Source organism: Pseudoteredinibacter isoporae (assembly GCF_040372805.1).
In the GTDB taxonomy this organism is placed as follows: domain Bacteria; phylum Pseudomonadota; class Gammaproteobacteria; order Pseudomonadales; family Cellvibrionaceae; genus Pseudoteredinibacter; species Pseudoteredinibacter isoporae_A.
On sequence record NZ_BAABWJ010000001.1, the window covers coordinates 734,477 to 747,503 of the forward strand.

General features: G+C 50.3%; 10 protein-coding genes. 8 read left to right on the forward strand and 2 right to left on the reverse strand.

The genetic code is table 11. The features are described from left to right. The first annotated feature begins 4 nt into the window (after positions 1-4). On the forward strand, positions 5-676 hold the full coding sequence (locus tag ABWW03_RS03370) for a DUF4194 domain-containing protein (RefSeq protein ID WP_353406358.1): 672 nt from the start codon (positions 5-7) through the stop codon (positions 674-676). Beyond that, a complete protein-coding gene (locus tag ABWW03_RS03375) occupies positions 676-4,320 on the forward strand; it encodes an ATP-binding protein (protein WP_353406359.1) in 3,645 nt (1,214 codons plus the stop codon). Before ABWW03_RS03370 ends, ABWW03_RS03375 begins: the two co-directional genes overlap by 1 nt. A 42-nt stretch (positions 4,321-4,362) precedes the next feature. Here the strand turns inward: ABWW03_RS03375 and ABWW03_RS03380 are convergent, their stop codons facing one another. Further along, on the reverse strand, positions 4,363-4,926 hold the full coding sequence (locus ABWW03_RS03380; protein WP_353406360.1) for a hypothetical protein: 564 nt from the start codon (positions 4,924-4,926) through the stop codon (positions 4,363-4,365). Positions 4,927-5,222: 296 nt separating this feature from the next. Here ABWW03_RS03380 and ABWW03_RS03385 point away from each other — a divergent pair, with 296 nt between their 5' ends. The 3 genes from ABWW03_RS03385 (at position 5,223) to ABWW03_RS03395 (ending at position 8,621) form a co-directional block, all read left to right on the forward strand. Further along, a complete protein-coding gene (locus ABWW03_RS03385; protein ID WP_353406362.1) occupies positions 5,223-6,305 on the forward strand; it encodes a response regulator in 1,083 nt (360 codons plus the stop codon). A 5-nt stretch (positions 6,306-6,310) separates the two neighbouring features. Then, on the forward strand, positions 6,311-6,772 hold the full coding sequence (locus ABWW03_RS03390) for a PAS domain-containing protein (RefSeq protein WP_353406364.1): 462 nt from the start codon (positions 6,311-6,313) through the stop codon (positions 6,770-6,772). A 445-nt stretch (positions 6,773-7,217) separates the two neighbouring features. Next, positions 7,218-8,621, forward strand: coding sequence for a PhoH family protein (locus tag ABWW03_RS03395; protein ID WP_353406366.1), 1,404 nt, complete (start codon positions 7,218-7,220; stop codon positions 8,619-8,621). 13 nt (positions 8,622-8,634) lie between these two features. Here ABWW03_RS03395 and ypfJ read toward each other — a convergent pair whose 3' ends face one another. Further along, positions 8,635-9,534: a KPN_02809 family neutral zinc metallopeptidase gene (gene ypfJ, locus ABWW03_RS03400; RefSeq protein ID WP_353406368.1), complete on the reverse strand. Its 900-nt coding sequence runs from the start codon at positions 9,532-9,534 to the stop codon at positions 8,635-8,637. Between the two features lie 132 nt (positions 9,535-9,666). On the opposite strand from ypfJ, the gene gmk reads away from it, so the two are divergent. The 3 genes from gmk to spoT all read left to right on the forward strand — a co-directional run bounded on the left by gmk (position 9,667) and on the right by spoT (position 13,002). Then, a complete protein-coding gene (gmk, locus tag ABWW03_RS03405; RefSeq protein ID WP_353406369.1) occupies positions 9,667-10,284 on the forward strand; it encodes a guanylate kinase in 618 nt (205 codons plus the stop codon). Between the two features lie 187 nt (positions 10,285-10,471). After that, the gene (rpoZ, locus tag ABWW03_RS03410; RefSeq protein WP_353406370.1) at positions 10,472-10,732 is read left to right on the forward strand and encodes a DNA-directed RNA polymerase subunit omega; all 261 of its coding nucleotides are present in this window, start codon (positions 10,472-10,474) and stop codon (positions 10,730-10,732) included. 161 nt (positions 10,733-10,893) lie between these two features. Beyond that, positions 10,894-13,002, forward strand: a complete 2,109-nt coding sequence (gene spoT / locus ABWW03_RS03415) for a bifunctional GTP diphosphokinase/guanosine-3',5'-bis pyrophosphate 3'-pyrophosphohydrolase (RefSeq protein WP_353406371.1) — start codon at positions 10,894-10,896, stop codon at positions 13,000-13,002. The last annotated feature ends 25 nt before the right edge of the window (positions 13,003-13,027 follow it).

A 13,027-nucleotide genomic window follows, 5' to 3' on the forward strand; every position in this document is an offset into this window, starting at 1 on the left:
ATTTATGTTCAACCAAATGCTACAACAGGCCTTAAAAGAACAGGCCATACGTCCCGAAGACTTTTCCGAGCTGATGATCCGCTTGCTCGATTACGGCATCATCAATCGCGATGAAAGTCAGGTCGAAGCCAGTCTCTATGATCGCTACCTGCAGTGTCAGGATCTGGTCGACGACTACCTTTCTGTTATCGGTGTGCGCATCGAACACGATGAGCAGTTTTGTTCTGTTCGCCTCTACCCTCCCGGAGCAAGCGCTCCAAATCTGCAGGACGAGGAGCACAGCCCTTTTAACCAGGGTTTTCGTCATCGCCCCAATCAGATGGAAATGGCGTTGATTCTCGTGTTGCGGGTGGAATACGAAAAATCCCTGCGTGAAGGTTTGGTGGATGACAAAGGCTGCGTATTAATTTCGATGGAAGAGATTGCTATTAGCCTGAACAATCTGTTGAAGCGCAAGCTGCCCGATGGCTTACAGGAAAGAAAGCAACTGTTTCGCAACTTACGCCAACTCCGAATCATTCGTTTCAATACCGACAGCAGTACCGAAGAAGCTGAAAACTGGATCAGTATCCAACCTGGCATCAGCAGCCTCGTCAACCATGAGGTGCTCGCGCAGCTTGACCCCGAACTGGCCACAGACAATCAGCTCGTTCATAGCGATGGGGGGCAAGCCTGATGTTTTGTAAGAAAGCCATTTTGGTAAACTGGGGCAATATTCCCCCCATCGAGTTTGACTTCGGCCCCGTGAATTTGTTTTCTGGCGGTAACGGCTCGGGTAAGACAACCGCCGCCGATGCCCTTCAAACATTAATGACGGCCGCCCATGAAAATCTGTTTAACTACAATCCGGGTCAAGATGAAACCAGTCAACGCGGTCGCGGTGGTAAACAGGTACGTACCCTCGCTTCCTATATTCTCGGCTGTGACGATGGCAGCTACGCTCGTCCAGGCAAATGTCAGGGGTACATAGCCGCTCAGTTTCACCCCACCCAAGGAGAAAGCGGTCAGGCCTTTTGGGCGATTATGGCCGTGCAAGCCAGTTTAGAAACGGCCGGTAAACAACGCCAGGCTCGCCAGGACGAACTGCTGTTCTTCATTTTACCCGGTGATCAGGTTCCCATTGGGGCGATCACTCTCGGCAGTTTTGTTAAAGAGGACAAGGGTGGTAAGTACATCCTCCCTATGGCCAACCTGGGTAAAAACTTGCGCATCGAATTTGGCCAGGAGGCCATCGAAGTCTACGACAAGAAGAGCGCCTATTTACGACGCTTATATGGCGCCCTGCGTGGACAGCCTGCCGCGGTCTCAGACAGAGAAGCCAAGCACGCCGCAAAAACCTTTTCAAACTTTATGGCGTATAAGCCCGTTAAAAGCATTAACGATTTTGTTGCCCGGGAAGTTCTGGAGCCCAAGGATCTCAGTGAAGACATTCGCCAGGTCTCCGAGCTGATGAAAACCATTCACGGCATGGAACAGGAAACCCGTTCCCTCAACGAATCCATAGAACGCTTGGAACAAGCCAACGGCAATGCCAATGAGTTTATCGATATCTGGCAGCAGATTCGAATCATGGAGTACGCCGAACTTTACCGCCGTCAGCGCAGCCTGCAGAAAAGTTATCTCGCTAAAAAAGAACAACAGCAGAGCAATCAGCTGGCGATTCAAGACGGCTTACACAGCATTGAATTGGCTGAACGCAAAAAATCGATCCTATTTGATCAGATCACCGAGCTTACCGCGAAACGCAAAGGCATTGCCGCCCTCAAAGACAAAGATGAACTTCAGCATCAAGCCGATCTCGCCCAACAACAACTCACGAAACAGGCACCACAGTTATTACAGCAACTTCACAGCTTCAGTGAAAATTTCCGCCAAGCCCAAAATTTGCAACGGTCGATACAACAAAGCTCCCTTGAACTCGAATGCCCTGCACTGACCCAAAGCCCTATACAAAAGGCCCTGAAGCAGGTGGTTGGCCTGGGAGATGATACGGGCATCGATGCGCAGAAGCTGATGACCATCGACTTTCTGGGCAGCGGTGATCTGGAGAAAAAACTGGAAGATCTGGTCAAACGCGACAGCAGCCACCAGCATTTACAGGCCCTTATTCATCAGGCCACTGAACATCAGAACAGCTTACGGGATCAACTGTTCAGCCTGAGCCAGAAACGCCGCGAGCGACAAGACAAAAACCGTCAAAAGATCGAAAATCGTGAGTTGGAGATTCAGCGCCTGGGCCAAAGTAAAATCAGTTATCCGGCTTATGTGCAACACGCTTTGCAGGCCATCGAACAGGAATGCCCAGCCGCCAAGCCCAGTGTCTTGTGTGACTTCATTGAGGTCAGAGATCCACAATGGCAAATGGCCATTGAAGGCTACATTGGCGGGGCTCGTTTTGGCATCATTGTCGAACCCGAGTTTGAAGCCCAGGCCATCGCCATTGTGCGCGCCATCAGTGGTCGCAAAAATAAAGCCCGGGTTATTCAAGGGCAGAAAGCCGCACGCGATGCCCATCGCGTGAAATTACCTCAAGGCTCCATTCTGGAATTGATGGAGTTCAGCCATAAAACCGCCGAATACTACGTGCGCGCTTCCTATGGCAGCGTCGTACGCGCAGCAAGTGAAGAGGAGTTACGCGGCTTGCATCGCGGCCTCTGCGCCAGCGGCGTGGGTGCAGGTAACTACGCCATGTTCCGTTGTGACATCGATGCCAGCGATTTATTGTTCGGCCAAGGCGCTCGTGATCGAGCGTTGCTCGCCAAGCGCGAACAACTTGACGAACTGCTTCAGCAAAGCCAACATCTGGAAAGCGCCTACCGCGAAGTCGCCAACTGTCTGGATGCCTGCGACAATATCACCGCACCTCAGTCGGCCATGATTGTTCACGAGCTGCTCGATTGCTATCGCAAGCTCGAACAAGCCGAGCAGGCCATGAATAATCTCGACTTGAGTGAGTTCGATGATCTTGAAGCACAACTGCAGCAGCTCAAGCGCGATCACAGCGATATCGAGAAAGAGATTAATCACCAACACCAGGCTCAGGGCGGATACCAAACCAAAGCCCAACAACTGGAATTGGCGATTGATAAACTGGCAGACGAACAGGACGCCCTGCAAATGCAGCTGGAACAGGGTGAAGCCGCCGTTGATGATATTGCCAAACACAGCCGACACTTCGACAGTCAGGAAGCTCTAAGCAACGCTGAAGTTCTGGCCGGGCAGGCCGGTGACAGTTTATTGCCCCAGTGTCATGATTTGCGAGGCCAACTTGAGCAAGTGGAGCGCCGACTCGACCAACAGCTTGCTCAACACAATCAACTCTGTAACAGCCATTGTGTGATTCCGTACTTGGCGAACAGCGATCGCCGCGACAGTATCGCCATGTACCAACAGGTACAGCACGCCCAACAAAACATTGAATCGATTTACCACTCACTGAAAAACAATGTATTGGTTGGCAAACATGAAAATTTGCTGGCGTTGAAAGACAGCTTTAATACGGCCTTCGTCAGTAATCTTTGCCATTCTATCTATCAAGCGATTGGCGACGGCAAGGAACAATTGGAACTACTGAACCAGGAACTGGAGCACCATCGCTTTGGTGATGATCGCGAGCGTTTCTTTTTCGGCTTCAACTGGATACCGGAATTTCGCGAATACCAGAAGTTCTTCAAAGAGGTCATCGACACACCGGATCTTGGTGACGGCAACTCGTTATTTGATGCCGAGCTCAGTAAAAAGTCTCAGCAGGTACGCGATAAATTGTTGGCCATGCTATTGGACAAGGACGAGCAGACCGCACTGCGAGAACTCAACCGTATCAGTGATTACCGCAACTACCGCAGTTATGAGATCTACAAAGAGCCGCTCAATAAAGAAGCCATTGCCCTCAGCACCTACGGTACCGGCTCCGGTGGTCAGCTGGAAACCCCGGCCTACATTATTCGCGCGGCGGCCGTCACCTCGGCTTTCCGTTTCAACGAAGGCAATACCCATTGTCGCATGGTGCTGGTGGATGAGGCCTTCTCCAAAATGGATGAAACCCGCTCGCGCCAAGTGATCCATTACCTGACCGAATCCTTAGGCCTTCAATTGTTATTCATTATGCCCACCAGCAAGTCCGGCCCCTTTATGGACCTTATCAGTCATCAGACTATTTTCAGTAAATGTCCGGCCACTCAAGCCGTTGGGGAATTGCAAACCCGGGTTCTGGTGGATCGCAAAGTCTGCAATACCGATAAAATTCAGGAGCTGTGGGCCAAGCACCGCAAAACCGTGCGTCATCAAGCCATGTTGGATTTTATGGAAGGGGTCCAATAGCGCCTTGCACAAAGCGCGGGGGAATACGCACTGGAGCTGACGTTACGCCAGCTCCAGCTCTGCATCGTCTTTTCGAATGTATAAGGCGGTTTCGAGCAGCAGCCCCATATCCTGTGGGTCTCTGGGATCAACAACCAATAAAGGGATGTTGTGCTCCAGACATTCAAAAACTTCAAACTTGTGCAGCTCGCAGCTAAACACCGTAGCACCTGGGTCGGGCTTAACGTCCATATGGCTGACGCCTACAACAATGCGGGTCGTCTTAGCCAGCTCCCCAATTTGCAGAAGCTGCTCCCGAAGCTTAGCCAATGGGTTAGAAACGGCATTGCTGATCAGAATCACGACGGCCGCAACCCCACGGTGCAATAACACCTGGATGGTTTCGCTGTTCTGGCTCCCTTGAGTGCCCAAAAGTTGCAGAGTTTGGCCATCTCGCAGATTGATCAGTTCATAGTCGACGGACTGCCCAAACAGCATATTATGCTGTAGCTCCTGGCCGTTTTGCTGATGTTCACTAAAGCCTGCTCTGGATCGGCTAACTGTTTGAATTGCTGTGGTTTTTCCCGCACCGGACGGCCCGACAAAAACAACTTTCTGTTTGTTCATGATTCTTCCCTGTGGGTAATCCCTAGCTCCCAAACTTAAGGCTAGTAAGACTGATTAAAGTGCTCACTGCCACCTAGTACTTAAGAACCAAATATTATGCGGGTTCAACTTGAACCCTAAATGAATAGCGCTAACGAATTTAAGGAAATAAAACGCACAACTTGATTATTTAGCGTGCAAATATGGCGCAAAAAGCCTCAGTATCCCCGCTCAAAATACACAGGGCCGAGATCCCCAAGAAAGTCAGAAATTCTCTGCTACATTTAATGAGTAGTGATTAACGATAAGAGCAAATCATGGCAACTCCCGTACTCATTTGTGATGACTCGAACATGGCGCGCAAGCAATGCGCTCGTTCTCTACCCGATGGCTGGCCAGTTGATATCAGCTTCGCCACCAATGGAGAGGAAGGCGTCGAGGCGATAAAAGAAGGCAAGGCTGAACTCTTGCTGTTAGACCTCAACATGCCTGTAATGGATGGCTACGAGGTACTCGAAGCGATTCGCGCCCAGGATTTGGAAACCATGGTCGTAGTTATTTCCGGTGATATACAACCTGAAGCGCGAAGCCGGGTTAAACAATTGGGCGCCATCGATTTCATTAAAAAGCCTGTCGATAAAGAAAAACTCACGGGCATGCTGTTGGACTATGGCATCATCGATGCCGAATTGATGAAAGCTGCCAACACTGAAGCAGACGAACCCGCTAAGGCGGCTGAACCTAAGTCCGAAGTGACTGCTGCCCCACGGCAAGCAGTCACTGAAGACACCACCATCACTGAGCTGGACCCTCAACTGCGTGATTGTTTGCAGGAATTGTCCAATGTTGCGATGGGTCAGGCCGGCGATATGCTGGCACGTCTGCTGAAAGTCTTTGTCGAACTGCCTATCCCTAACGTCAATCTGATTGAAGTCAGTGAATTGTGCATGGCCTTCGCTTCCGTTGAAGATTTTGATGAAACATCGGGCGTGTGCCAGGGGTTTATCGGCTCAGGCATCAGCGGCGAAGCCTTGTTAATCCTGAACGATTCCAGCTTCGGCGACATGGCAGCCCTGTTAAACTACAAAGGCCAACTTGATGACAGTGCAGAACTGGAAGTCTTAATGGACATTTCCAATATTCTGGTTGGTGCCTATTTGAAAGGTCTGGCCGAGCAATTGGATTTACATTTCAGTCGAGGCGCACCGGTTGTATTAGGACAACATTGCGATGTCACTCAGTTACTGCAAACCAAAAACCAGGCCTGGAGCCGCACCCTCGCCATTGAGCTGAGTTACGCCATCGAAGACTACCCCATTAAATGTGATCTGTTGCTGTTCTTCACCGAAGACAGCATCCCGCACCTGGCTCATCACGCTTCTTATTTACTGGATGATTAATCGCTATGATCGAACAAGATGATCAGTTGAAAGAATTTTATTGGTACATCGACATCCTGCAAAATGTCGATGTCGGATTGGCTGTGCTGGACCGGGAATACAACATTCAATTGTGGAATGGTTTTATGGAAAACCACAGCGGCCACCACCCCAATTCCACAAAAGATAAAAACCTCTTTGAACTCTTTCCGGAAATTGATAAGGCACGCTTTAGAAGTAAAGCCGAATCAGTATTCCTATTACAGAGCAGTGCGTTCAGCAGTTGGGAACAGCGTCCTTATTTGTTCAAGTTCAAAACCTATCGCCCCATCACTTGTACCGCCCCTCATATGTATCAGAACACAACGATTATTCCCCTGGTTTCCACTACGGGTGAGGTCAATCATATCTGCGTCATTGTGTACGATGTTACCGAAGAAGCCATGTACAAGCTTCGCCAGGAAAATCCCCAGGCAATAAGCGCTTAAGGTTACAGATCGACGTCATTTCTCTTTTCTATTCAATAGGTGTGACCACCGTCCATCTATTGAATAAAATTTTCAGCATCACTCAGTGAACGTTCCGTCTCGGTAAATCATCGACAATCTCTCAGCAATTGTTAAAAATTCAAAAACCATGCCATGAACGATGTCATAAGCCAATGATTTATAGGGTGTTTTTAAGAAACTTTTTTAGTTTTTATTCTGTGTATTTTTTTCTTGCTAAAAACGGAAAAAACTGAAAGCATGGTGAGTTCACCCTGCCGTAAAAAGTCCAGCCCTCATTCCTTTATATATGACAAAAACGTCATATGACTGCCCTAGTTTTCACCCTTTAATACTGCTATAAGAACGTCAGGGGGCTATTCGAACACGCTATGACAGCCGACCGATTCAGCTTCCAATGCCAACTCAACAACCAAAGGGATCGCATATGGGTGAATCGCTGTTGTCCGTTAGGAATACACACAATAAACGCACTCGCTATGTACTCGATACCAATGTATTGATTCACGACCCAACCGCTCTTCTGAACTTTGAAGAACACAAAATTTCCATTCCAATGACTGTGCTGGAGGAGCTGGACTCCCTGAAAAGTGGTCGCAATGCGGTCGCCGCCGATTGCCGACAAGCCATCAGAGAACTCGACAAAATTTTAGGTCGCGCCAATCTCGACGACATCGAGGCAGGCGTTCCCATAAAACGCGGAGACAAAAGCCAGGCTTTGGGCAGCCTGTCTATCATCATGCGCGAAAACCCCGACGGAGTGAGCACCTTACCCACTCACTTGAACGACAATAAAATTCTTAACGACATTTACTTTTTACAACGCCAAAACCCCGAGGAGCATATTGTTCTCATCAGCAAAGACATCAATATGCGTCTGAAAGCCAAGGGGTGCGGAATCGAAGCTGAGGATTACCATAACGATCAGCTCGTCACTGACATTGAAAAACTCAATAAAGGCTTTCTTGAGTTTCCGGGTAGCTTCTGGGAAAAAATTAATCAGGTGGACACCCGGCAGGAAATGGGCAGAACCGTGCATCGCCTGGAGCGTTGCAGCATTTTATCGGAGTGCACACCCAATCAATTTATTTTAGATGAGCAGGCCTTCGTCGGTCGGGTTCTGGAAGTCAACGATCAAGAGGTCTCATTACTGCACCTCGACCATCACCAACTGTTGGAAACCGAAGCTTGGGGCCTGAAACCCAGAGACATTTATCAGGCCTGCGCCTTGAACCTTCTTCTTGATCCCGATGTGCACATCGTCAACCTCACCGGGTCAGCCGGTTCGGGCAAGACCATTCTGGCGCTTGCCGCGGCTATCGAAATGACCGTGGCCAATAAACTGTATCGCCGAATTATCGCTACGCGTTCTACACAAGGGCTTGACGAAGATATTGGTTTCTTACCAGGCACGGAGGCGGAAAAAATGGAGCCCTGGCTTGGCGCCATTACCGATAACCTGGAGGCCTTGCATTGTGATGACGAAGACTGTTCTGGCAGTGTGGATTACGTGCTGAACAAAGTGCCTTTGCACTTTAAATCATTGAATTACATTCGGGGACGGAGTTTTCAACATAGCTTGATTTTAATTGATGAGTGCCAAAACCTGACACCTCACCAAATTAAAACCATCATTACCCGTGCCGGCTCGGGTTCTAAAGTTATTTGTCTGGGTAACCTGGCGCAAATTGATACGCCTTACCTGAACGCCACCAGTTCAGGCCTGACCTATTTAAGCGAACGCTTCAAGGGCTTCCAGCAGGGCGGGAATATTCAACTGCAAGGCGTACCACGCTCAATCCTGGCCGAATACGCCGAGTCCCATCTGTAAACCAGTGTCATCCTTACAGGCTTGCGGCTTTAAATGTGTCGCAAGCCTGTAAGCTGCCTTTTTCCAAACCTGTCGAAAACCAGCGAATTCGCTGCTCAGCCGAACCGTGGGTAAAGGCATCTGGCACCACATAACCCTGTGCCTGCTTTTGCAAGGTATCATCACCAATAGCACTGGCTGCCTGCAAAGCTTCTTCCACATCACCAGCTTCTAAAATCTTCTGCTGTTTCTGCGCATGGTGAGCCCAAACACCAGCATAGCAATCGGCCTGCAACTCAACTCGAACCTGCAGAGCATTGCCCTCGGTTTTGCTTAATCGGCGTTTAGCTTGATGAGTTTTATCCAACACACCAAAAACATTTTGCAGATGGTGCCCAACTTCATGGGCGATCACATAAGCTTGGGCAAAATCACCCGGCGCCCCATGCCGGCGAGCCAGCTCATCAAAAAATCCGAGGTCCAGATACACTTTATTGTCACCTGGGCAGTAAAAGGGCCCCATCGCGGACGACGCTTGCCCACAGGCACTGCGAACACCATTGCGGAACAACACCAAGCGCGGTTCCGGGTAAGCCTTACCAAAACTCTGCTTAAAGACACTGCGCCACACATCCTCGGTTTGCCCCAGCACTGCGGTCACAAAATCCGCACGCTGATTATCTTCCTGACTGTTCTGCACGTTGGCCTGACTAATGCCTTGCTGGCCGGGCTGCAGAAGGTTCATTGGATTAAAGCCCAGAAAATAGGCGATGGCGCCGACCACCAGAACAATACGCCCCACTTTGGTCCCAATCAGCATGCGAATAATAGGCAGGAAATTCGCAAGACCGCCTCTACCACCACCAAAGCGGGCAGGAGAACTGCTACGTTGGTCATCGACATTGCTGCTGCGACGGCTATTTCGCCATTTCATCGGTTTCCCTCATTTTTTTGCTTTCGACATGCCTTGGCACAATAAACTCAACGAGCAAGGCCGCAGGGCTTAGGTTAAAATACGCATCATACGTGACGAAAACCTTACCCACGCTTAATAACGAGATTTTACATGAGTAACAGCGGTACTCTCTATACGGTATCTGCGCCCTCTGGCGCCGGCAAAACCAGCCTGGTCAAAGCTTTGATCGACAACCTGAGTGATGTTCAGGTTTCCATCTCCCACACCACCCGAGCCATGCGCCCAGGGGAGGAAGATGGCGTGAACTATCACTTTGTCTCCCAGGAGAGATTTCAAGAGATGCTGGGCAATAGCGCCTTTCTGGAGCATGCCGAGGTATTCGGCAACTGGTACGGCACCTCTCAAGCCTGGGTGGAAGAAACCCTGGCCAGAGGAGGCGATGTGATTCTGGAAATCGACTGGCAGGGTGCTCAACAGGTGAAACGCTTGATGCCAGAAACACTTGGGGTATTTATCCTCCCTCCGAGCCAATCGGCCCTTCGCCAACGCCTGACCGGTCGTGGCCAGGACGATGACAGCATTATCGACGGGCGCATGGCGGAAGCGGTCAGTGAAATGAGCCACTATGTGGAAGCGGATTTTATCGTGATCAATGATGATTTTGAGGAAGCATTGATCGATTTTGAGGCTATCCTGCGCGGCCAACGCTTACAACAAGGCAAGCAACAACAGCGCCATAAAACTCTCCTGCAGGAACTGCTGAAATAGGCGCCCATACACGACCAATGCTTGCCTGAGCTGGTCAAAATGCGTACACTAGCGCCCCCTTTTTTATATCTGTCGCGATAAATTAGTCCCGAGCTTTTGCAAAAGCGCTTCTTTCGGGCTATAACTCAGCGACAGAAGACATTTGCCAAAGACCTGCCCCATGGCAGGCATATTGAAGGAAATACTGATGGCCCGTATCACCGTTGAAGATTGCCTCAACCACGTTGATAACCGTTTTGAACTGGTAATTGTAGGCAGCAAACGCGCCCGCCAGATTGCTGTCCAGGGCAAAGAGCCTATGGTTCCGGAAGAAAACGATAAGCCTACCGTTCTCGCTCTGCGCGAAATCGAAGAAGGCCTGATCGATCCGACCATGTTCGATGTTGAAGAAGACGAGCAGGACGAAATGCCCATCATGCCTCAGCAAGAGCCCGGCATCGAGCTGTAATCACACTACGAATGGCTCAGCCACCCGGCTGCCAATAGCCACGGAATGTGTTACTTTAAAAGCTAGGTACGTTAGCAAGAGCTAACGCCCTAGCTTTTTTGTTTTCTGGCCGCCGTGTGATGTGATTTATCAACGGGGTTCTTGAGTTACTGGAGCCTACATTGCAAACCATTGAGTCCCTCAGCAACCGACTCTCATCTTATCTTGATTCCGAGCAAATCAACCTGGTGCGGCGCGCCTACTATTACGCCGAGCAGGCCCATGATGGCCAAACCCGACGTAGCGGTGAGCCCTACGTAACTCACCCCCTGGCCGTTGCAGGCATTTTGAGCTCCATGCACATGGACCATCAAAGCTTGATGGCCGCCATGCTACACGACGTGATTGAAGACACTGGCATTCCTAAAAAAGCGCTGGCCAATCAATTCGGCGATACCGTTGCCGAACTCGTCGACGGCGTGAGCAAGCTGACCCAGATTGAGTTTGGTTCACGCGAAGAAAAACAGGCCGAAAACTTTCAGAAAATGGCCCTTGCAATGGCCAATGACATTCGTGTCATCTTGGTAAAGCTGGCCGACCGTCTTCATAATATGCGAACGCTGGGCGCTCTGGCATCGGAAAAGATGCGACGTATCGCCACCGAAACCCTCGATATCTACGCCCCTATTGCTCACCGCCTCGGTATGAACGATATGCGTATCGAATTCGAGAACCGTGGTTTTTCTGCCATGTACCCACTGCGAGCGCGACGCCTGCAAGCCGCTTTGCAGGAAGCGCGAGGCAATCGCAAAGAGCTGGTCGAAAATATTCAAAGCGCCATTGAAGCCCGCCTGGAAACGGAAGACATCGCCTCGTTGGTACTGGGCAGGGAAAAGCATCTGTACAGTATCTACCAGAAGATGCGAGCAAAAAAGAAATCCTTCCGCGAAATCATGGATGTCTACGCCTTCCGCATCATTGTTGAAGACGTCGACACCTGCTACCGCGTTCTCGGCGTAATGCACAATCTCTACAAGCCTGTCATCAGCGAATTCAAAGACTATATCGCCATTCCCAAAGCCAACGGTTATCAGTCCCTGCATACCGTTTTGGTCGGCATGCACGGTGTCCCCATTGAGGTTCAAATTCGCACTAAGGAAATGGACGAGCTGGCCAACACCGGTATTGCCGCTCACTGGTTATACAAAGCGGACGAAGACAGCCCCGTCAGTAACCAGGCGCGAGCACGCCAATGGGTGCAAGGCTTGCTGGAAATTCAAAAACAGGCCGGTAACTCTCTGGAGTTTATCGAAAACGTTAAGATTGACCTCTTCCCCGATGAGGTATACGTCTTTACGCCCAAAGGCAAAATTATCAGCCTGCCTTCCGGTGCCACCGCCGTAGATTTCGCCTACGCCGTACACACTGGAGTGGGGCACCGCTGTGTGGCCTGTCGAATCAATGACCGTTTGGCGCCCCTGTCACAACCCTTGCAGAGCGGCGAAAAAGTGAAAATTATTACCGCGGCGGGCGCTCAGCCCAACCCTGCCTGGCTGAACTTCACCACCTCCGGTAAGGCTCGCAGCTCCATCCGCCACTTCCTGAAAAACCAACGTCATCACGAATCGATAGAACTCGGCGAACGTCTGCTTGGACGTGCCCTTGGCAATATCAATATGCGCCTCGACGAGCTCAGTGAACAGCAGATCCAGCACCTGCTGGATGAGACCCATATGAATAATATGGAAGCCTTGCTGGAAGACATTGGCCTCGGCAATCGTCTGGCGAACGCGGTGGCCAACCTTCTACAACAGGATCAGGAAGATTCGAAAGCCACGCACATTCACTCGCCCCTGATGATTGACAGCGATGAAGGCATGCTGATCAGCTTTGCCCGCTGCTGTCGACCTATTCCGGGTGACCCGATTATCGGACACCTCAGCGCAGGAAAAGGCTTGGTGGTCCATGTAGAGGACTGCAATAATATTGCCGAACTGCGTCACTCCCCAGAGAAAATCAGTTTGGTAAACTGGGCACCCAATGTTACCGGCGAATTTCTCGTCGACATCAAAGTCGAAGTAGAGTCACAACGCGGCATTATTGCCAGCCTAGCCAATCGCATGGCGGAGGCGGGCGCTCATATTGAACGCATTAATGTTGATGAGCGCGATGCGCATAACAGCGTGATCGAATTGTGTATTGGCGTACAAAACCGTGTACACCTGGCCAACGTCATCCGCCGGGTACGTAATATGCATTCGGTCATTAAACTAACCCGTAGCAAAAATTAATCGCTTATATTTATTTGAGAAACAC